Below are 18,927 nucleotides of genomic sequence, written 5' to 3'. Positions count from 1 at the left end.
GCCCCACCCCCGCACCGAACCAGACGAACCAACATGGGAAGTCTAGTCTTCCGCGCTGTCGCGGAACTTGCGGCCTTCCCCCGACAATCATTGCCGGAGCATACGCAGAACAGAATCGAAGTCTTCCATATTCGCGCGGCGCGTGCCGTTTCGCAACGCCTCACGCGTCGAAACACCCACGCATCATGCCCTCAACGGGCAAAAGCGGCCAGTCACGAAATATCACCAGTCGACCTCAAACGAAAAGACCCGCCGTGGCGGGTCCTTCCTCAAGCGATTTGCGGCCGGTCAGGCCGAAACGTTAGCCTTCTCGTCGGTACGCTCCGAGTAGATGTAGAGCGGGCGGGCCGAACCCTTGACCACTTCGTCGGAGATGACGACTTCGCGAACGCCTTCCAGCGTCGGAAGTTCGAACATCGTGTCGAGCAGGATCTTCTCCATGATCGAGCGAAGGCCGCGGGCGCCGGTCTTGCGGACGATCGCCTTGCGGGCGATCTCGCGCAGTGCGTCCTCGTGGAAGGTCAGTTCGACGTCTTCCATCTCGAACAGGCGCTGGTACTGCTTGATCAGCGCGTTCTTGGGCTCGGACAGGATCTGGATCAGCGCATCCTCGTCGAGATCTTCCAGCGTCGCCAGAACCGGCAGACGACCGATGAATTCCGGGATGAGGCCGAACTTCACCAGATCTTCCGGCTCCAGGTCGCGCAGGACTTCGCCGACGCGGCGATCTTCCGGCGAACGAACCGTCGCGCCGAAGCCGATGGAGGTCTTCTCGCCGCGGGCGGAGATGATCTTGTCGAGGCCTGCGAAGGCGCCGCCGCAGATGAACAGGATGTTCGTCGTGTCGACCTGCAGGAATTCCTGCTGCGGATGCTTGCGGCCGCCCTGCGGCGGTACGGAGGCAACCGTGCCTTCCATGATCTTCAGAAGCGCCTGCTGCACGCCCTCGCCCGAAACGTCACGGGTGATGGACGGGTTGTCGGACTTGCGCGAGATCTTGTCGACTTCGTCGATATAGACGATGCCGCGCTGCGCGCGCTCGACATTGTAGTCGGCAGCCTGCAGGAGCTTCAGGATGATGTTCTCAACGTCCTCGCCGACGTAACCGGCTTCGGTCAGCGTCGTGGCGTCGGCCATGGTGAAGGGCACGTCGATGATGCGGGCGAGCGTCTGGGCGAGGTAGGTCTTGCCGCAGCCCGTGGGGCCGACCAGCATGATGTTCGACTTCGCCAGTTCCACGTCCGAGCCCTTGGCGGCATGCGCCAAGCGCTTGTAGTGGTTGTGCACCGCGACCGACAGGATGCGCTTGGCCTGCTGCTGGCCGATGACGTATTCGTCGAGGACCTTGATGATATCCTGGGGCGTGGGAACGCCGTCGCGGGATTTCACCATCGAGGTCTTGTTCTCCTCGCGGATGATGTCCATGCACAGTTCGACGCATTCATCGCAGATGAACACCGTCGGTCCTGCAATCAGCTTGCGGACCTCGTGCTGGCTCTTGCCGCAGAAGGAGCAGTAAAGGGTATTCTTGGAGTCGCCGCCGTTGCTGCCGCTGACCTTGCTCATATCACTTTCCTTCCAGCACGCCGTCCACCCCTCGCAAGATGGCCGGACCACTCAAATCACCCTTGTCGGAAGCGCTTGCGCCCTTCAAAGGCTCCAGGGGTACTGACCGGCCCGGGCAACGCCCTTGAACCGATTGCAACGCATTCCCCGTCTAAACACCGAATGCTATGCCTTCACAAATCAACATAGCATTAACGGCCAATATTACCGGCTTTGTGGCGAGGATAAAGCCCCGCGATCATTACAATCGCGTAAGGCCCCTTCACACCCTCGTCATAAGCCGAGATCGGCGCGAGCCTTGCGCGTCAACTTCGCCGCCACCAGAGCGTGGCTCTCCCTTAGATAGTCGCACAGGGCAGCATCATCAACCGATTCGCCCGTCCGCCGCTGGATCCACTTCATGCCGCGCGAGGCAAGATAGGGCGCCGGACGGCATCCCGGCTGCTCGCGCAGTATGTCGTAAGCAAGCTCGGACACCTTGAACGTGACCCCAAGTCCTTCCGCCTCGCTCCATCCGGCGATGGCGAATACCTTGTCGCCCACCTTCCAGACATGCGCCCCGCCCCATTGCACGACATGCGTCGTGGCGGGGAGCGAAGCGCAGAAGGCGTTGTAGTCGTCGAGCGTCATCGGACCCTGCAGCGCAATCGGGATTACGTGGCGTCAGGCCCCTCGATAACCTCGCGGCTCGTGATGACCCGGTCGACCAGACCCCAGTCCTTCGCCTCGTCGGCGCTCATGAAATGGTCGCGGTCGAGCGTCTGTTCCACTTCCTCATAGGTGCGGCCGCAATGCTTGACATAGACCTCATTCAGCTTGCGCTTCATCTTGAGGATGTCCTTGGCGTGGCGCTCGATGTCCGATGCCTGGCCCTGGAAACCGCCCGAGGGCTGGTGAACCATGATGCGGGCGTTCGGCGTGGCAAAGCGCATGTCCTTGTGGCCGGCGGCGAGCAGCAGCGAGCCCATGGACGCGGCCTGGCCGATGCAGAGCGTCGACACGGCCGGCTTGATGAACTGCATCGTGTCGTAGATCGCCATGCCCGAGGTCACGACCCCGCCCGGCGAGTTGATGTAGAGCGCGATTTCCTTCTTCGGGTTCTCGGCCTCGAGGAAGAGAAGCTGGGCGCAGACGAGCGTTGCGATATGATCCTCGACGGGACCCGTCAGGAAGATGATGCGCTCTTTCAGGAGGCGCGAATAGATGTCGTAGGAACGCTCGCCGCGGTTGGTCTGCTCGACGACCATCGGCACCAGAGCCATGGCGGTATCTACGGGATTTCTCATATCAATCCTTCATCTCAAGTGGCCCTGAAACCCTCGCCAAGCGTTGGGAATCAGCAAGTTTCGTCTTCCCTACATAGAGTGTCAGGGTATCGGACTTCAAGACGGCCCCACGTTTTGCGGCGCTCTATGCGAGATTGCGGTTAACTCACGCAACGGCAGACGAGGATTTCCACAAGCCAGGCGTCGACAGGGTGAAGAAAGGGTGAATTCCCCATCCGCCTTGCCTCCACCCTGCAAATGCCTGCACTATATCGCCCCCAGCGGAGGCAATCACGATGAAACGATCCCTCGTCGCCCTCGGGCTTTTCTTCCTGACGACCACGGGTGCGCTTGCCCAGCAGGCTTCGGACACCGTTGCGCCCGAGCGCGCAACCGGGCTTGCGGCGGCGAAGGTCGTCACGGCGCACGAGCACATGGTGGCCGCCGCGCATCCCCTGGCGGCACAGGCCGGCGAAAAAGTGCTGGCCGAGGGCGGCAGCGCCATCGACGCCATGATCGCGGTCCAGACCGTGCTTGGCCTCGTCGAGCCGCAATCCTCCGGCCTCGGCGGCGGCGCGTTCCTCGTCTACTACGATGCGACGGCGAAACGCATCGTCACGCTCGACGGCCGCGAGACGGCACCGATGGATGCCACGCCCAGGCTCTTCCTCGACGGCAAGGGCGAGCCGATGAAGTTCTTCGACGCCGTCGTCGGCGGGCGTTCGGTCGGCACGCCCGGCACCGTCATGCTGATGCAGGAGGCACACAACCGCTGGGGTCGCAAGGACTGGAAGGACCTCTTCGTCCCCGCGGAGAAACTGGCGCGCGACGGCTTTTCCGTCTCTCCCCGCCTTGCCAGCCTTGTCGCCGCCGAGGGCGACGGCCTGAAGACCTTCGAGGCGACCGCCTCCTATTTCTTCGGTTCCGACGGCGCGCCGATCAAGGCCGGCACCGTGCTCAAAAATCCCGCCTATGCCGAAACACTCTCGACCATCGCCAGGGGCGGCGCGGAGGCCTTCTACAAAGGCCCCATCGCGGAGGCGATCGTCGATACCGTGCGCATGTCCGGCAAGAATGCCGGCGTGCTATCGCTTGCAGACCTTGCGAACTACCGGGTGAGGGAACGGCAGCCGGTATGCGTCCGCTACCGCGCGCTCGATATCTGCGGCATGGGACCGCCCTCCTCCGGCGCGGTCGCCATCGGCCAGATGCTTGGCATGCTGGAGAATTTCGATCTGAAAGCGCTCGGCAGGGACAATCCCGAAAGCTGGCGGCTGATCGGCGACGCGCAGCGCCTCGCCTTCGCGGATCGCGGCCGCTATCTCGCCGACACCGATTTCGTCCCCGCCCCGATCAAGGGTCTTCTGGACAAGGCCTATCTCGGCGAGAGGGCCAGACTGCTGGACGGCGACAAGGCGCTTGGCGATGATGCCGTAGCGGCCGGCAAGCCGGAATGGGACCATGCCTTCAATTTCGGCCGTGACGCCGCCATCGAATTGCCCTCCACCAGCCACTTCGTCATCGTCGACAAGGACGGCAACGTCGTCTCCATGACGACGACCATCGAGAACGGCTTCGGCTCGCGGCTGATGACGGGCGGCTTCCTGCTCAACAACGAGCTCACCGATTTCTCCTTCGAGACGCATGACGAGGGCGTGCCCATCGCCAACCGCGTCGAACCCGGCAAGCGCCCCCGCTCCTCCATGTCGCCGACCATCGTGCTGAAGGACGGAAAACCGCTGCTTGCCATCGGCTCGCCCGGCGGCAGCCAGATCATCGGCTATGTCGCCCAGGCGCTGATCGCCTATATCGACTGGGGCATGGATGTCGGCGAGATCGTCGCCATGCCCCACCTCATCAACCGCTTCGGCCCCTATGACCTCGAAGCGGGCACCGATGCTGAAAAGCTGGCCGAACCGCTGAAGGCGCTCGGCTACGAGGTGAAGGCCGGCGACATGAACTCCGGCCTGCACGCCATCGAGCTTACCGCCGACGGCCTCAAGGGCGCCGCCGATCCGCGGCGGGAGGGCGTGGCGGTCGGGAAGTGATGCGGCTGTTGAACGCGGATCGTCACGCTTTCCCGGCGGGATGAAATCCGCTAGGTCATAGCCATCATGACGACGACACACCTCCCCTTCCTCACCATCGATGCCGCCAGCCGCCGGGTTTCCCTCGACGGCCGCAATCCCGATTTCTACCGCGATCCCAATCCGGTCTATGCGGCGCTGCACGCGCACTGTCCCACCTTCTGGTGGGAGGAGCAGAAGCAGTGGTATTTCACCGGCTACGACCATGTGAACGGCTTGCTGCGCGACCGCCGCTTCGGCCGGCAGATCCTGCACGTGGCGACGCGGGAAGAACTCGGGATGCCGGAACCGCAGGATCATGTGCGGCACTTCGATGCCGCCGAAGCCTGGTCGCTGCTGGAGCTGGAGCCGCCGGAGCATACGCGGCTGCGAACCCTCGTGAACCGCGCCTTCGTCTCGCGCATGATCGAGCGCCTGACGCCCGAGATCACGGATCTCTGCAATCAGGCCATCGACCGCTTCGAGAAGGACGGGCGCGTCGAGCTGCTTACCGCCTTCGCCGACATCCTTCCGGTGACGATGATCGCCCGCATGATCGGCATTCCCGACGATATGGGGCCGCAGCTGCTGAAGTGGTCGCATGCCTATGTGCGCATGTACATGTTCGGCCGCACCCGCGAGGACGAGCTTGCCGCCGACAAGGCCGCGCAGGAATTTTCCGACTATGTGCGCGGCGTCATCGCCGAACGCCGGGCGGAGCCGCGCGACGACCTGCTCTCGCACATGGTCCATACCGAACACAAAGGCCAGCTCCTCACCGAGGACGAGCTGATCTCAACGACCATCGTATTGCTCAATGCCGGCCATGAGGCGACGGTGCACCAGATCGGCAACGCCGTGCGCACCATCCTCGAAAACGACGCCGACCCGGCCGCGCTCTTCGCCGATGCGAAGGCGACGGAACGCACGGTCGAAGAGTGCCTGCGCATCTCCGCGCCGGTGCATATCTTCCAGCGCTATGCGCTTGAGGACGTGGAACTCGACGGTATCCAGTTCCGTCGCGGCGACAAGGTCGCGATGATCCTCGCCGCCGCCAATCTCGATCCGAAGAAATTCAGCGACCCGCTCGCCTTCAAGGCGGATCGCGACGAGGGCGCGAACCTATCCTTCGGCGCCGGCATCCACTTCTGCATCGGCGCGCCGCTCGCCCGGCTGGAACTGAACATCGCCCTGCCGATCCTCTTCCAGCGCCTGCCGGGCTTGAAGATCGCCAAGGCGCCCGTGGTGAAGGACGTGTACCATTTCCACGGGCTGGAGGCGCTGGAGCTGACCTGGTGACTACAGCCGGATGACGTAATCCTTGCGAGTCGTTTCAACGACTTCCCAGATTCCCTTGAAGCCGGGCCTCAAGATAAGTCGGTCCCCGGCCTTGAGGTGGAATATCTCCCCGTCCACGGAGGTCACGATCGAATGACCTTCGAGGATGTGGAAATATTCCCACTCGTCATACTGGATGCGCCACTTGCCGGGCGTCGATTGCCAGATGCCGGAATAGATACCGCCCTCGGCCTCCTCGATGTTCCAGGTCGTGAAGACCGGGTCGCCCGCGATCAGTCGATCCGCGGCCGGACGGCCCTCCTCCGCTTCGATGCCGGAGGTGTCGAAAAGTTGCACATTGCTCATGCTTTACCCGCTCGCTGAAATGAAAAGGGCGGCCCGCGAGGGCCGCCCGACTGGCATCAGGCCTTGGCGAGAGCCTGCTCGATATCGGCGATGATATCGGCGGCGTCCTCGATACCGATCGACAGGCGCACCACATCCGGGCCGGCGCCGGCAGCGGTCTGCTGCTCCTCGCTAAGCTGGCGGTGGGTGGTGGAGGCCGGGTGGATGACGAGCGAGCGCGTATCGCCGATATTGGCGAGGTGCGAGAGCATTTCCAGGCCCTCGACGAAGCGCTTACCGGACTCGTAGCCACCCTTCAGGCCGAAGGTGAAGACGGCGCCCGCGCCCTTCGGCGAGTAGCGCTGCTGCAGCGCATGGTTCGGGTCCGTATCGAGGCCGGCATAGTTGACCCAGGAGACCTTGTCGTGAGCCTTCAGCCATTTGGCGACGGCGAGCGCGTTGTCGCAATGGCGCTGCATGCGCAGCGGCAGCGTCTCGATGCCGTTGAGGATCTGGAAGGCGTTGAACGGCGAGATGGCGGGGCCGAAGTCACGCAGGCCGAGAACGCGGCAGGCGATGGCGAAGGCGAAATTGCCGAAGGTGGCGTGCAGCACGACGCCGGCATATTCAGGGCGCGGCTCGGAAAGCGCCGGATACTTGCCGGAAGCGGACCAGTCGAACGTGCCGCCATCGACGATGACGCCGCCCATGGAATTGCCGTGGCCGCCCATGAACTTGGTCAGCGAATGCACGACGATATCGGCGCCATGCTCCAGCGGGCGCAGCAGGTAGGGCGTCGCCATGGTGTTGTCGACGATCAGCGGCAGGCCGTGGCGATGGGCAACCTCGGCAATGCCGGCGATGTCGACGAAGGTGCCGCCCGGATTAGCAAGGCTCTCGATGAAGATCGCCTTGGTCTTGTCGTCGATCTGGCTTTCGAAGCTCGCAAGATCGGCGGTATCGGCCCAGCGCACATGCCAGTCGAAGCTCTTGAAGGCATTGCCGAACTGATTGATCGAGCCGCCGTAGAGCCGGCGCGCGGCGATGAAATTGTCGCCCGGGCGCATGATCGTATGGAAGACGAGAAGCTGGGCGGAGTGGCCCGAGGCGACGGCCAGCGCGGCCGTGCCGCCTTCGAGCGCGGCGACACGCTCTTCGAGCACGGCCTGCGTCGGGTTCATGATGCGGGTGTAGATGTTGCCGAAGGCCTGCAGGCCGAAGAGCGAGGCGGCGTGGTCCGTGTCGTTGAAGACGAAGCTCGTCGTCTGGTAGATCGGCGTCGCACGCGCGCCGGTCGTCGGATCCGGCTGCGCGCCGGCATGGACGGCGAGCGTGGCAAATCCGGGCTTGTTCCTGGTCATAAATAGCCTCCCAAAGTGAAATCCGGGGCGACTATTTCAGAGAGTTAAAGGCCGGTCAAAGAAAGATTTTCCGTGAAAGTTCCAGCCCGGCGAAGCGCTTTGCGCGCGGGAAACCCTCAGGCGACGAGCCGCGGATACTCGATGGCCGGGCAGCGGTCCATCACCACCTTGACGCCGGCCGCTTCCGCCGTCGCCGCGGCCTCGTCGTGGCGCACCGAGAGCTGCCCCCAGATGGCCTTGGGCGGTGGGGAGAGCGCCAGCGCGTCCTCCACCACGGCCGGCAACGCATCGGCGGCGCGGAAGACATCGACCATGTCGATCGGCTCGACGATATCGGCAAGGCGCGCGACGACAGGCTGGCCGAGGATTTCCTTGCCGGCCTGGCCGGGATTGACCGGAATGACGCGGTAGCCCTTGCGCAGCAGGAAGGCCATGACCCGATAGCTCGGGCGTTCCGGATTCGGCGAGGCGCCGACAAGCGCGATCACCTTCGTCGAGCGGAGGATATCGGCGAGATAATAATCCGGATAGGAATCGTGATTCATGGCGTTGCCCCGTTTGTTGCGCGGACAATTGGGGTAACGCTGCGTGAAGTCAATATCGGGCGTTCAGGACGCCCGGAGCATCATCACCGGATATTCCGTCACCGGGCAGCGGTCCATGACGACCTGGATGCCGGCGGCCTCGGCCCGCGCGGCGGCCGCATCGTCGCGCACCGTGAACTGGCCCCAGAGCACGGAAGGCAGCGGGCGAAGCGCCAGGACCTCGTCCACCACCGCGTGGAACTGGCTCGCCGCGCGGAAAACGTCGACCATGTCGATCGGCTCGGGAATATCGGCCAGATGCGCATAGACGGTCTGGCCGAGGATCGTCCTGCCGGCATGGCCGGGATTGACCGGGATGACGCGATAGCCCTTGCCGAGCAGGAAGCCCATCACGCCATGGCTCGGCCGCCCGTCATGCGGCGATGCGCCGAGCACGGCGATGGTATGCACGGACTTCAGGATGTGGCGGATGTAGCTGTCGGCATAGTGATCGTGGTTCATCGCAGCCTCCTCCGGCATTCGCGACCGCCTCGCACGTTTCTTCACCGCCCCAATCTAGCCCGAAACCTTAAAGAAGACGACCGCCCGCCGGCGCCCTTACCTATCGTCCCTGTGCCAATCCTGCACAGATTTCCGGGTTTTGGCGGCCGCGCGGCATGAAGAGCGAAATTGCCGATTGCAAATCGCCTGCTTTGGGCGGATGAAAGGGTCTCCCCGTCCGCCTGCCTGCCCCTCCGAGGTCCCAGATTGCCGCTAGACGTCCTCTTTCTCGTGCTGTTCGGCGCGGCCCTGCATGCGACCTGGAATGCCCTCGTCAAATCCGGCACGGACAAATCGCTCGACGCGGCGATGGTGGCGCTGGGCGCAGGCGTCGTCGGCCTTGCCTTCCTGCCCTTCGTGCCGCTGCCGAGACCAGAAGCCTGGCCGTTCATCCTCGTCTCGGCCTTCCTGCAGTTCGCCTATTTCCAGCTCGTCGCCGCCGCCTATCGGGCCGGCGACATCGGCCTCGTCTATCCCCTGATGCGCGGTGCCGCTCCGCTGCTGGTCGCCACGACGAGCGGCGCGGTGCTCGGCGAGCACCTCACGACGGCCGCCATGGCGGGCGTGCTCATCATCTCGGCCGGCGTGCTGACGCTTGCCTTCGAGGCGCGCCACGGCAGCCGCAACGCCATTCTGCTGGCGCTCGCCAACGCCATCGTGATCGCCACCTACACCTTCGTCGACGGTGCGGGCGCGCGCGCCTCGGGCAACGCCGTCTCCTATACGCTCTGGATGGCGCTGCTGCCGCCGGTGCTGCTCTTTGCCTGGGCCGTCGCGCGCCGCGGCCGCGTCACGGTCTGGAACCATGTCCGCCGCAACTGGGCGCGCGGCCTCTTCGGCGGCGCCGGCTCCATCGCCTCCTACGGACTTGCACTCTGGGCGATGACAAAGGCTCCCGTCGCCACCGTCGCGGCCCTGCGCGAGACCGCCATCATCTTCGCCCTCCTCATCTCCGTCGTCATCCTCAAGGAGAAGGCGAGCGTCTGGCGCTACGTTGCCGGCGCGGTGATCGCCTGCGGCGTACTGGTGCTGAAGCTGGCGTAGGCTACCTGCGCTCCCATTCCGGCATGCGCTTGTCGAGAAATGCCCCGATCCCCTCCTTCGCATCGTCGGCGAACAGGTTATCCACCATCGTCGCGACGGCCAGATCGTAAGCATCCGCGACCGGCAGACCGGCCTGCGCGCGGAAGGCGGCCTTGCCGATGCGCAGGGCCTGCGGCGACTTGGCGGCGATGACGGCGGCGTATTTGTCGACCACCTGGCGCAGGTACTGCTGCGGCACGATGCGGTTGACGAGGCCGAAATCCTTGGCGGTGGAGGCGTCGATCGTCTCGCCGGTCAGCAGCATCTCCATGGCCTGCTTGGGATGAGCGGCCCTCGTGACGGCGACCATCGGCGTCGAGCAGAAGAGGCCGATATTGACGCCCGGCGTGCAGAAGGTGGACGTGTCGGTGCAGATGGCAAGGTCGCAGCTCGCCACGAGCTGGCAGCCGGCGGCGGTCGCAAGGCCGTCGATCTCCGCCACGACAGGCTGCGGCAGCGCCGCGATCTTCAGCATGATATCGGCCGCCATGCGCACGGTCTTCTCGAAGAAGGCGCGCCCACCGTCGGCATCGGCGCGGTGCGCGGTCAACTCCTTGAGGTCGTGGCCGGCGGAAAAGACATTGCCTGTCGAGGCGATCACGACGATGCGGATCGCCTCGTCGGCGGCAACGGCATCGAGCGCCGCGCCGAGAGCCTCGAGGACCGCAACAGAGAGCGCATTGGCCGGGGAATTGTTGAGCGTGATGCGCAGGATCGGTTCGGCGCGTTCGATGCGGACTAGGCCCGCCTGCTCTTCTTTCCTGAACGATACCACGTCAGCCATCACCGTCTCCTTCGTCGTTATCCGTGAGCGGTCTACGCGCCGAAACGACGGGTTTCAAGCAGAGAACAGGAACTTTGGGAGGGCTTGCCGCGGCCGGCAAATCAGTCTGTAAAGCAGGCGACAGGAGACGAAGGCCATGCAACTGACGCCGATCATGGATCCGGAGGCGCTGAACCGCTTCCTCGAAGCCGATTTTCCGCAGCTCCATACGGACGGCAAGGTCTTCGAGGTGATGGAGGTCGCGCCCGGCACGGTCACCATGCGCCTCCTGCCGAACGAACGGCACCTGCGGCCGGGCGGCACGATTTCCGGCCCTACCCTGTTCGCACTCGCCGACGTCGGCGCATGGTGCGCGGTCCTCGCCCATATCGGCCCCGTGGCGCTCGCCGTCACCACCAATCTCAACATCAACTTTCTGCGCAAACCGGAGCCCGGCCCCCTCTCCTGCACCTGCCGCCTGCTGAAGCTCGGCAAGCGGCTAGCCGTTGTCGAAGCCTCCATTTTCGATGAGAACGGCGACGATCTGGTGGCGCATGCGACGGCGACCTATTCGATTCCGCCGAGATAAATTGTGGTATATAAATACCACAATGCTAAAATACTGTTTTTATTGATGTATCTTTAGGCGCCTCCGAAATCGGTGCCTTGACGCCCAATCGGCTCTCGCTTATAAGCCGCCCCAGATCGCGGTCCCCACGGGCCGCGTTCGATTTTTGGCATCCGCAAGGGGCCAAACCAAGCAACAAGAAACGCCCGTCGCCCACAAGGCCTCGGGACCCTAAAGAAAGAGCTACTCCTATGGCAACCTTCGTACAGAAGCCCGCCGAGGTAGAGAAGAAGTGGATCCTCATCGACGCCGAAGGCCTCGTTGTCGGTCGCCTCGCTACCCTCATCGCTAACCGCCTGCGCGGCAAGCACAAGGCAACCTTCACGCCCCACGTCGACGACGGCGACAACGTCATCGTCATCAACGCCGACAAGGTCGTCTTCACCGGCAAGAAGTACTCCGACAAGAAGTACTACTGGCACACCGGTTACCCGGGCGGCATCAAGGAGCGCACGGCTCGCCAGATCATCGAAGGCCGCTTCCCGGAGCGCGTCCTCGAGAAGGCTGTCGAACGCATGGTTCCGCGCGGCCCGCTCGGCCGTCGCCAGATGAAGAACCTGCGCGTATACGCCGGCTCCAACCACCCGCATGAAGCACAGCAGCCCGTCGCTCTCGACGTCGCCGCGCTGAACAGCAAGAACACAAGGAGCGCCTGATAATGGCCGACCTCTCCTCGCTCAAGGACCTCGGCGTCGCCGCTGCAGCTCCGGCCGCTTCCGCCCCGGTTCACGTCAAGAAGGTTGACGCCCAGGGCCGTTCCTACGCAACCGGCAAGCGCAAGGACGCCGTTGCCCGCGTGTGGGTCAAGCCGGGCTCCGGCAAGATCACCGTCAACGGCAAGTCGTTCGAAGCCTACTTCGCACGCCCGGTCCTGCAGATGATCCTGCAGCAGCCGATCGTCGCGGCTGCCCGTGACGGCCAGTTCGACATCGACGCCACCGTCGCCGGCGGCGGCCTTTCCGGCCAGGCCGGTGCCGTTCGTCACGGCATCTCCAAGGCGCTCACCTACTTCGAACCGGGCCTGCGCACGGTTCTGAAGAAGGGCGGCTTCCTGACCCGCGACTCGCGCGTCGTCGAACGCAAGAAGTACGGCAAGGCCAAGGCCCGCCGTTCGTTCCAGTTCTCCAAGCGTTAATCGCTCGGAAGACTTGTTCTTCAGGAAAGGCCGGGGTTCGCCCCGGCCTTTTCTTTTTGGGATCAACAAACCTCTTGCCTTAAGCATCGCGATTGGCGAACGTCCCGCCACACTTCGGAGGGACTTTCATGGCCAACAAGACGATCGACCACGCCATCACCGCCAAGACGCTGAAGAGCGCGGCCTCGGACCCGACCCATGCCGGCATCCTCTCCTTCATGCGCCGCCGCTACACCAAGGTCCTGAAGGATGTCGACGCGGTCGTCTGGGGCATTCCCTTCGATGCCGCGACCTCCAACCGTCCCGGCACGCGCTTCGGACCGCAGGCCATCCGCCGCGCCTCGGCGATCATGGACAACGATCCGCAATATCCCTTCGAACGCGATCTTTTCGAGGACATGGCCGTCATCGACTACGGCGACTGCCTGCTCGACTACGGCAACCACCAGAAGACGCCCGGCACCATCGAGCGCGAGGCGAAGAAGATTCTGAAGTCCGGCGCCTACATGCTGACGCTGGGCGGCGACCATTTCATCACGCTGCCGCTGCTGCGCGCCCATGCGGAAAAATACGGCCCCCTCTCCCTCGTGCAGTTCGACGCCCACCAGGACACCTGGGCGGACGAGAAGGGCCGCATCGACCACGGTTCCTTCGTCGGCACCGCCGTGCGCGAGGGGCTGATCGACGCTGAAAGCTCGATCCAGATCGGCATTCGCACCCATGCGCCGGAAGATTGCGGCATCCGCATTCTTTATGGCTACGACGTCGAGGAAATGAGCGCAGCCGAGATCGCCGACACGATCATCCGCCATGTCGGCGACCGGGCGACCTACCTCACCTTCGACATCGACTGCCTCGACCCGGCCTTCGCCCCCGGAACCGGCACGCCGGTCTCCGGCGGCCCGTCCAGCGCGCGCATCCTCTCGGTCCTGCGCAAGCTCGGTGCCCTCAGCATCGTCGGCTCCGACGTGGTCGAGGTGGCCCCCGCCTACGACCATGCGGACATCACCGCCATCGCCGGCTCCAACATCGCCATGTACATGCTGGGCCTGCACGCCGAAAAGCTGGCGGAGCGCCGCTGACGGCAAGGCCCCGCAGCATCAGTCGAGCTTGAGCAGGCCGCCATTGGCGCGCATCGTGAGATTCGCGTCGACAAGCTCTCGCTGCGGACAATCGTGATACTTGCCGCCGCAGGCCCTTCGAAGCTCCGCCAGGCTGCGCATCAAGGGCGAACTCGGTAGACCGGCAGCCTCGACCAGGGTCGCGGCCAGGAAGCCGGTCGCCATCGGCTTGTCGAAAAGATGCTTGTTCACGGGCGTTTCGAACGCATGGATCGACAGGAAGGTGCGATAGGCCGGCGACGTCAGGTCGGCGAGGCGAAGGTCGCCGCGCTGTTCCAGCAAGGGCTTGGTCGCAATCGGCTGATGGTCGCCATATTCAAGCAGCACCGTCCCGCGTGGTCCCGGCTCCGCCTGACGTTCGGCGAGGAAGCGATGAAGCTGGACGCGTGCGGCATGAACGCGGCGCAGATAGTTGTCGACCTGCGGATCATCCGAGAACGCCTTGAGGCCGGCATCCCGCGTATCCGGCGCGGCATCGTAAGGCCCGTGCGCGAACATGGTCTGGATCGCCAGGAAAAGCGGCCTTCGGTCCGTCGCCCGATGCTTGGCGATGAGTTTTTCGGCAAAGTCGTAATAGGTGCTGTCCTCCGTGAGGTTCCCCACGCCGGCAAGCCCGAGCGCCGCGGCATCGTAAACCTCCTGAACCCCGATGGAGCGGAGAAAATCCCCTTCGTTCACGAACTGCTGGAACATCGGCATGATCGTGACTGTGCGGTAGCCGCAGGCCGCGAGCATTTCCGGCAGGGCGCCGCGTATACGGTTCTCCATCAGTTCCGTCACATAGTGCGACTGCCAACTGAAATCGGTCGGGGAAAGGCCGGTCAGCACCGAAAAGTTTGTAGCCCAGGTGCCGCCTCCGAAAATTTCGACCGAGAGCGGGCGTACCTTGCCATCGTCGGAGGCGAAGAGCGCGCGGAAATCCTCCGGCAAGCCAAGTTCCGGGAAGATGGCCGATCCGCCTGGCTTTCGCTGAGTACGAGCATGACGTCCGGCTTTTGCCCAACGCCACAGTCTGCGGCACCCGAAAGGCTTTCGCCGATATCTCCCTTGAGATGGTCCGCCAGCTTCACTTTCCTGCCCATCGGATCGAAGTCCGCGAACGAGAAATAGAATGCAGACGCATTGTATCCATCGATAAATGGCATGAAGCCCTGGTTTTCAGGCGTCGCCTTCGGGAAGAGCAAAATTGCCAGCCCCACACAGGCCGGCACCAGGCCCACTCGCCACAGGAAGCGGGGCGCGCGCGGCCTGTCGCCGAGGAAGACAACGGCAAGAAGCGCCACCGCCACGCCGATCAGCGCCAGCCCGATATAGAGGATATAGCCATAATTCCGGACGAGGAAGTCGAGAGCGCTCGTGTCTCCACCGGTAAAGACGAGATCGTAGTAGTGAAGCGCAAAGCCCTTGAGGTCGAATTTCACCTTGGAGGCAATCCCGATCAGCAAGGTCACGGCGCCAGCAGTATAGAGCGAGAAAATCGGCCGCCTGGAAGCAATATAAGCCATTGCCGCAAGCGTCAGCGTCACGGCCGCCGTGTATGGCAGATAGGCTCCGCGCTTGTCAAGATAGCGAAGCATGCCTGCGAATGCGATTGCCAGTACAAATACCGCCGCAGGGTGAACTAGAATACCGGCGAAGCGGCGGATGACTTTCATTACGATACTTCCCTGTCTGCATCGGCGGGATGGAACCTTTGCCGGAAATACCACCGATGGTATGCGCCGTCACATAACTTTCATGAAACTGGTAAATGCGGCGGCGGCATTGAAAGCGGCCGGAGCCGGGGCTATAGCGTGGGAGGAAGCTTTTGCAGTGCGCCTGGATGCGCGTGCAGGCCGCCCACACGACACCACCTCGACGGAAATGGACAGCAGATGAAACCGAAGATCTTCATCGATGGCGAACACGGCACGACGGGCCTGCAGATCCGCACGCGCATGGCCGGCCGCAGCGATGTCGAGCTGCTCTCCATTCCCGAAGCCGAGCGCCGCAATGCGCAGATGCGCGAAGACCTGCTGAACAGTGCCGACGTCGCGATCCTCTGCCTGCCGGATGATGCCGCGAAGGAAGCCGTCGCCATGGTTTCCGGCAACAACCAGGTGCGGATCATCGACACCTCGACCGCGCACCGCGTCGATCCGGACTGGGCGTATGGCTTTGCCGAGATGGACCGCGAGCAGCCGAAGAAGATCGCGAGTGCCCGCTACGTCGCCAATCCCGGCTGCTATCCGACGGGAGCCATCGGCCTCCTGCGGCCGCTGCGCCTCGCCGGCATCCTGCCGGAGGACTATCCAGTCACGGTCAATGCCGTCTCGGGCTATACCGGTGGCGGCAAGCAGATGATCGCTCAGATGGAGAATGCCGACCATCCCGAGCATATCGACGCGCCGCACTTCCTCTACGGCCTGCCGCTCAAGCACAAGCACGTGCCGGAAATGCAGGTTCACGGCCTGCTGGCGCGCGCGCCCCTCTTCTCGCCCTCCGTCGGCAAGTTCGCGCAGGGCATGATCGTGCAGGTGCCGCTCTATCTCGCCGATCTCAACGATCACGCCTCTCTCGGTGCGATCCATGAGGCGCTGGCCGAGCACTATGCCGGACAGGATATCGTCGAGGTCGTCGATCTCAAGGAAAGCGCGAACCTCGCCCGCGTCAACGCCGTGGAACTGGCCGATACGGACCGCATGAAGCTCTATGTCTTCGGCACCGCCGGCGCGCCGCATGTCAACCTCGTCGCCCTGCTCGACAATCTCGGCAAGGGCGCGTCCGGCGCGGCGGTTCAGAACATGGACCTGATGCTGAAGGGATGAAGGCCGGATTACCGTCCTTCCCCGTTGAATGGCGGATCGAAAGCGCCCGGCCGCTTGCCGATACCGCCGCCGGAAGCATCTATGAAGTGGCGCTTTCAGACGGCACGAGCGCGGTCGTCAAGCACCTGAAGCCAAAAGTCCTGGAAGACAGCCTGCGTGGCGCGGATTTTCTGGCCTGGAGAAACGGCTTCGGCTGCGTAAGGCTGCTTGCCCGCTCGGACGACATGCTGCTGATGGAGCACGCCGGCAAGACGACGCTGCGCGATCACCTGGAAACCCAAGGCGACGATGACGCGACCCGCATCGCCGCCGAGGTCCTGCGGGCATATCACCATCCTTCACAGACGCCGCCACCCGCGAGCCTGCTGCCGCTACCGCGCTATTTTGCCAGCCTGTTCAGCAAAGCCGAGCAGGACCGCAGGGAAAGCCGTGTAAGTCCCTATGTGGAAGCAGCGGCTGTCGCCGACGCGCTGATCGCCGACCAGCGGGATATCAAGCCGCTGCATGGCGACCTGCACCACGAAAACATCGTCCACGGCCCACGCGGCTGGTTGATCATCGATCCGGCGGGACTGATCGGCGATGCGGCGCTCGACGTCGCCAACATGTTCTCCAATCCGCTCGACCGTTTCGACCTGACACGGAACGAGGAGCGGATCGCCGCGATGGCCGGCATTTTCGCCGAGACGCTCGGCCGCGACATCCGCACGATCCTTCGCTACGCCTTCGCCTATGGCTGCCTGTCCGCCGCATGGCACGAAGAAGACGGCAGCGTGGAGGAGCGCGACAACGAGCTTGCCGTTGTCGCCGCCGTCCGCAGCGTCCTCAAGCAGGCTTGACGGATCAGCCGTCCGCGATCTCCCGCGGATACTCGCCGTAGAACCCGCGCCAATGGGCGACGGCGAAGCCGAGCACGACCAGCGCGCCGCCCTGGTGGGCAAGCGCCCAGGTGAGCGGGACCTGCCAGACCAGCGTCAGGATGCCGATGGTCGCCTGGAGACAGACGAGCGCGAAGAGCACGAGGGAGCGGCGGGCATGCGTCGTTCGGGGAGCCGCGCGCAGCGAGGCGATCATGTGGGTGAGCGCGAGCGTGAAGAGCACATAGGCGCCGACGCGGTGGACGAACTGCACGGTCTTCGGGTTCTCGAAGAGATTGATCCACCAAGGCTGCTGCAGGAAGAGGCCGCCCGGCACGACGGCGCCGTCCATCAGCGGCCAAGTGTTGTAGCTGAGGCCCGCATCGAGGCCGGCGACGAGCGCGCCGAGATAGATCTGGAAGATCGCCATGCAGGCGATGATGCCGGCCATGCGGCGCGAGCCGTCCGTCGGCGGGGCATCGTCGCTGTGCGGCGACAGCGCCCGCATCAGCCAGGCCGTCAGGGCGAAGATCAGACAGGCGATGGTGAGATGGGTGGCAAGCCTGTACTGGCTGACCGAAACCCGCTCGGCAAGCCCCGAGGAGACCATCCACCAGCCGATGAAGCCCTGGAAGCCGCCGAGTGCCAGCAGCCCGACGAGCGGCCAGCGCAGCTTCCTCTCGATCCGGCCCGTCAGCCAGAAGAAGGCAAGCGGCATGGCGAAGACGAAGCCGATGGAGCGGGCGATCAGGCGATGCGCCCATTCCCACCAGAAGATCGTCTTGAACTCGTCGACGGTCATGCCCTTGTTGATCTGCTCGTATTGCGGAATGCGCTTGTAGAGATCGAATTCCTCCTGCCATTCCGCGGCGGTGAGCGGCGGAATGACGCCGTGGATCGGTTTCCACTGGGTAATGGAGAGGCCGGAATCGGTCAGCCGCGTCGCGCCGCCGACCAGCACCAGCACGAACAGCGTGAACAGCACGAAGCCCAGCCAGCGGCGCACCTGCCGGCGGTTGCGGTCGATCCTGTCCGTGTCGTGATCCCTGCGGTATGCGGTCGCGGTCATGGCGCTCATTCTGGCGGCTCCTGTCACCGGAGCGGCGGGCGCGCCGCCGTTCCGGTCAAATCCTTTGCATGGAATCCTGGCGGAAAACCGCTCGCAGAGGGCTTGCCCGGATTGCTCCAGCGTTGATTTGCCCGAGCGGCCCGTGCAAAACAAGGTCCGAACCTTTGCGGCATGCCGTCGCGGCCCTGCCCTCCCATGCTTATCGCCGTATTTACCGCCCGTATTGACCGCCCATATTGACCGAAAGACCGACAATGCCCCCTCGCCTCAGAAAACTGATCGGTACGGTACTGATCATCATCCTCGTGCTCGTCTACGCGCTGGTCGCGACCACCGTCGCCTCCGCCACGCTCGGGGCCTCGCCCTGGTATATCCATCTCCTCTATTTCGCGGCTACGGGCCTGCTCTGGATCCTGCCGGCGATGCTGATCATCAAGTGGATGGAAAAGCCCGGCAAGCCGGGCGGCCAATAGCGGCGTTAGGAAACCGCTAACCGCA

At 63.9% G+C, this 18,927-nt stretch carries 21 protein-coding genes; 10 read left to right on the top strand and 11 right to left on the bottom strand.

Annotation, left to right across the window (positions count from 1 at the left end):
- Positions 1-288: 288 nt before the first annotated feature.
- The 3 genes from clpX to clpP all read right to left on the bottom strand — a co-directional run bounded on the left by clpX (position 289) and on the right by clpP (position 2,852).
- Positions 289-1,566: an ATP-dependent Clp protease ATP-binding subunit ClpX gene (gene clpX / locus MOE34_RS06510; protein WP_160784784.1), complete on the bottom strand. Its 1,278-nt coding sequence runs from the start codon at positions 1,564-1,566 to the stop codon at positions 289-291.
- A gap of 273 nt (positions 1,567-1,839) precedes the next feature.
- Positions 1,840-2,196, bottom strand: a complete 357-nt coding sequence (locus MOE34_RS06505) for an MmcQ/YjbR family DNA-binding protein (protein ID WP_242222041.1) — start codon at positions 2,194-2,196, stop codon at positions 1,840-1,842.
- A gap of 23 nt (positions 2,197-2,219) precedes the next feature.
- On the bottom strand, positions 2,220-2,852 hold the full coding sequence (clpP, locus tag MOE34_RS06500) for an ATP-dependent Clp endopeptidase proteolytic subunit ClpP (RefSeq protein WP_160784786.1): 633 nt from the start codon (positions 2,850-2,852) through the stop codon (positions 2,220-2,222).
- A 275-nt stretch (positions 2,853-3,127) separates the two neighbouring features.
- Between clpP and ggt the strand changes: the two genes are divergently transcribed.
- Positions 3,128-4,879, top strand: a complete 1,752-nt coding sequence (gene ggt / locus MOE34_RS06495) for a gamma-glutamyltransferase (protein WP_242222039.1) — start codon at positions 3,128-3,130, stop codon at positions 4,877-4,879.
- Between the two features lie 66 nt (positions 4,880-4,945).
- Positions 4,946-6,196 carry a cytochrome P450 gene (locus tag MOE34_RS06490; protein WP_242222037.1) on the top strand — a complete coding sequence of 417 codons (1,251 nt, stop codon included), beginning with the start codon at positions 4,946-4,948 and terminating at the stop codon, positions 6,194-6,196.
- Here MOE34_RS06490 and MOE34_RS06485 read toward each other — a convergent pair whose 3' ends face one another.
- The 4 genes from MOE34_RS06485 to MOE34_RS06470 all read right to left on the bottom strand — a co-directional run bounded on the left by MOE34_RS06485 (position 6,197) and on the right by MOE34_RS06470 (position 8,927).
- The gene (locus MOE34_RS06485) at positions 6,197-6,541 is read right to left on the bottom strand and encodes a cupin domain-containing protein (RefSeq protein WP_242222034.1); all 345 of its coding nucleotides are present in this window, start codon (positions 6,539-6,541) and stop codon (positions 6,197-6,199) included.
- Between the two features lie 56 nt (positions 6,542-6,597).
- On the bottom strand, positions 6,598-7,881 hold the full coding sequence (locus tag MOE34_RS06480; protein ID WP_242222032.1) for an O-acetylhomoserine aminocarboxypropyltransferase: 1,284 nt from the start codon (positions 7,879-7,881) through the stop codon (positions 6,598-6,600).
- A 116-nt stretch (positions 7,882-7,997) separates the two neighbouring features.
- Positions 7,998-8,426 (bottom strand): CoA-binding protein, encoded by a 429-nt coding sequence (locus MOE34_RS06475; protein ID WP_242222030.1) that lies wholly within the window; start codon positions 8,424-8,426, stop codon positions 7,998-8,000.
- Positions 8,427-8,489: 63 nt separating this feature from the next.
- On the bottom strand, positions 8,490-8,927 hold the full coding sequence (locus MOE34_RS06470; RefSeq protein WP_242222029.1) for a CoA-binding protein: 438 nt from the start codon (positions 8,925-8,927) through the stop codon (positions 8,490-8,492).
- 246 nt (positions 8,928-9,173) lie between these two features.
- On the opposite strand from MOE34_RS06470, the gene MOE34_RS06465 reads away from it, so the two are divergent.
- Complete coding sequence (locus tag MOE34_RS06465; protein WP_242222027.1) at positions 9,174-10,010, top strand: EamA family transporter; 837 nt, start codon at positions 9,174-9,176, stop codon at positions 10,008-10,010.
- Between the two features lies 1 nt (position 10,011).
- Here MOE34_RS06465 and MOE34_RS06460 read toward each other — a convergent pair whose 3' ends face one another.
- Positions 10,012-10,833, bottom strand: a complete 822-nt coding sequence (locus tag MOE34_RS06460; RefSeq protein ID WP_242222026.1) for an enoyl-CoA hydratase — start codon at positions 10,831-10,833, stop codon at positions 10,012-10,014.
- Positions 10,834-10,969: 136 nt separating this feature from the next.
- Between MOE34_RS06460 and MOE34_RS06455 the strand changes: the two genes are divergently transcribed.
- From MOE34_RS06455 to speB, 4 genes are all read left to right on the top strand, one after another.
- A complete protein-coding gene (locus tag MOE34_RS06455) occupies positions 10,970-11,401 on the top strand; it encodes a PaaI family thioesterase (protein ID WP_242222024.1) in 432 nt (143 codons plus the stop codon).
- Positions 11,402-11,631: 230 nt separating this feature from the next.
- Entirely contained in the window at positions 11,632-12,096 is a 465-nt protein-coding gene (gene rplM, locus MOE34_RS06450) for a 50S ribosomal protein L13 (protein ID WP_119258742.1), read from the top strand.
- A 2-nt stretch (positions 12,097-12,098) separates the two neighbouring features.
- Complete coding sequence (gene rpsI / locus MOE34_RS06445) at positions 12,099-12,575, top strand: 30S ribosomal protein S9 (RefSeq protein WP_160784798.1); 477 nt, start codon at positions 12,099-12,101, stop codon at positions 12,573-12,575.
- A 128-nt stretch (positions 12,576-12,703) separates the two neighbouring features.
- Positions 12,704-13,657 (top strand): agmatinase, encoded by a 954-nt coding sequence (gene speB / locus MOE34_RS06440; protein WP_242222023.1) that lies wholly within the window; start codon positions 12,704-12,706, stop codon positions 13,655-13,657.
- A gap of 18 nt (positions 13,658-13,675) precedes the next feature.
- On the opposite strand, the gene MOE34_RS06435 is transcribed toward speB, so the two are convergent.
- On the bottom strand, positions 13,676-14,626 hold the full coding sequence (locus MOE34_RS06435; protein WP_242222022.1) for a sulfatase-like hydrolase/transferase: 951 nt from the start codon (positions 14,624-14,626) through the stop codon (positions 13,676-13,678).
- Positions 14,518-15,351, bottom strand: a complete 834-nt coding sequence (locus MOE34_RS06430; protein WP_242222021.1) for a hypothetical protein — start codon at positions 15,349-15,351, stop codon at positions 14,518-14,520. Before MOE34_RS06430 ends, MOE34_RS06435 begins: the two co-directional genes overlap by 109 nt.
- Positions 15,352-15,570: 219 nt before the next feature.
- Between MOE34_RS06430 and argC the strand changes: the two genes are divergently transcribed.
- Entirely contained in the window at positions 15,571-16,503 is a 933-nt protein-coding gene (gene argC / locus MOE34_RS06425) for an N-acetyl-gamma-glutamyl-phosphate reductase (RefSeq protein ID WP_242222019.1), read from the top strand.
- Positions 16,500-17,342: an aminoglycoside phosphotransferase family protein gene (locus tag MOE34_RS06420; protein ID WP_242222017.1), complete on the top strand. Its 843-nt coding sequence runs from the start codon at positions 16,500-16,502 to the stop codon at positions 17,340-17,342. Before argC ends, MOE34_RS06420 begins: the two co-directional genes overlap by 4 nt.
- Positions 17,343-17,346: 4 nt before the next feature.
- Here the strand turns inward: MOE34_RS06420 and MOE34_RS06415 are convergent, their stop codons facing one another.
- Positions 17,347-18,438: a COX15/CtaA family protein gene (locus MOE34_RS06415; RefSeq protein ID WP_242222015.1), complete on the bottom strand. Its 1,092-nt coding sequence runs from the start codon at positions 18,436-18,438 to the stop codon at positions 17,347-17,349.
- A 245-nt stretch (positions 18,439-18,683) separates the two neighbouring features.
- Between MOE34_RS06415 and MOE34_RS06410 the strand changes: the two genes are divergently transcribed.
- Positions 18,684-18,902: a DUF2842 domain-containing protein gene (locus MOE34_RS06410; protein WP_160784804.1), complete on the top strand. Its 219-nt coding sequence runs from the start codon at positions 18,684-18,686 to the stop codon at positions 18,900-18,902.
- Positions 18,903-18,927 lie beyond the last annotated feature (25 nt).

It is taken from the genome of Shinella zoogloeoides (genome assembly GCF_022682305.1).
Lineage (GTDB): Bacteria > Pseudomonadota > Alphaproteobacteria > Rhizobiales > Rhizobiaceae > Shinella > Shinella zoogloeoides_B.
Note: the sequence above shows the minus strand (reverse complement) of the source record. Positions and strands in the feature narration are given on the sequence as shown.

What these genes read in the sequence shown, in the direction of transcription:
- clpX (WP_160784784.1), bottom strand. Translation starts at nt 1,566, where the DNA reads ATGAGCAAGGTCAGCGGCAGCAACGGCGGCGACTCCAAGAATACCCTT.
- MOE34_RS06505 (WP_242222041.1), bottom strand. Translation starts at nt 2,196, where the DNA reads ATGACGCTCGACGACTACAACGCCTTCTGCGCTTCGCTCCCCGCCACG.
- clpP (WP_160784786.1), bottom strand. Translation starts at nt 2,852, where the DNA reads ATGAGAAATCCCGTAGATACCGCCATGGCTCTGGTGCCGATGGTCGTC.
- ggt (WP_242222039.1), top strand. Translation starts at nt 3,128, where the DNA reads ATGAAACGATCCCTCGTCGCCCTCGGGCTTTTCTTCCTGACGACCACG.
- MOE34_RS06490 (WP_242222037.1), top strand. Translation starts at nt 4,946, where the DNA reads ATGACGACGACACACCTCCCCTTCCTCACCATCGATGCCGCCAGCCGC.
- MOE34_RS06485 (WP_242222034.1), bottom strand. Translation starts at nt 6,541, where the DNA reads ATGAGCAATGTGCAACTTTTCGACACCTCCGGCATCGAAGCGGAGGAG.
- MOE34_RS06480 (WP_242222032.1), bottom strand. Translation starts at nt 7,881, where the DNA reads ATGACCAGGAACAAGCCCGGATTTGCCACGCTCGCCGTCCATGCCGGC.
- MOE34_RS06475 (WP_242222030.1), bottom strand. Translation starts at nt 8,426, where the DNA reads ATGAATCACGATTCCTATCCGGATTATTATCTCGCCGATATCCTCCGC.
- MOE34_RS06470 (WP_242222029.1), bottom strand. Translation starts at nt 8,927, where the DNA reads ATGAACCACGATCACTATGCCGACAGCTACATCCGCCACATCCTGAAG.
- MOE34_RS06460 (WP_242222026.1), bottom strand. Translation starts at nt 10,833, where the DNA reads ATGGCTGACGTGGTATCGTTCAGGAAAGAAGAGCAGGCGGGCCTAGTC.
- MOE34_RS06455 (WP_242222024.1), top strand. Translation starts at nt 10,970, where the DNA reads ATGCAACTGACGCCGATCATGGATCCGGAGGCGCTGAACCGCTTCCTC.
- rplM (WP_119258742.1), top strand. Translation starts at nt 11,632, where the DNA reads ATGGCAACCTTCGTACAGAAGCCCGCCGAGGTAGAGAAGAAGTGGATC.
- rpsI (WP_160784798.1), top strand. Translation starts at nt 12,099, where the DNA reads ATGGCCGACCTCTCCTCGCTCAAGGACCTCGGCGTCGCCGCTGCAGCT.
- speB (WP_242222023.1), top strand. Translation starts at nt 12,704, where the DNA reads ATGGCCAACAAGACGATCGACCACGCCATCACCGCCAAGACGCTGAAG.
- MOE34_RS06430 (WP_242222021.1), bottom strand. Translation starts at nt 15,351, where the DNA reads ATGAAAGTCATCCGCCGCTTCGCCGGTATTCTAGTTCACCCTGCGGCG.
- argC (WP_242222019.1), top strand. Translation starts at nt 15,571, where the DNA reads ATGAAACCGAAGATCTTCATCGATGGCGAACACGGCACGACGGGCCTG.
- MOE34_RS06420 (WP_242222017.1), top strand. Translation starts at nt 16,500, where the DNA reads ATGAAGGCCGGATTACCGTCCTTCCCCGTTGAATGGCGGATCGAAAGC.
- MOE34_RS06415 (WP_242222015.1), bottom strand. Translation starts at nt 18,438, where the DNA reads ATGAGCGCCATGACCGCGACCGCATACCGCAGGGATCACGACACGGAC.
- MOE34_RS06410 (WP_160784804.1), top strand. Translation starts at nt 18,684, where the DNA reads ATGCCCCCTCGCCTCAGAAAACTGATCGGTACGGTACTGATCATCATC.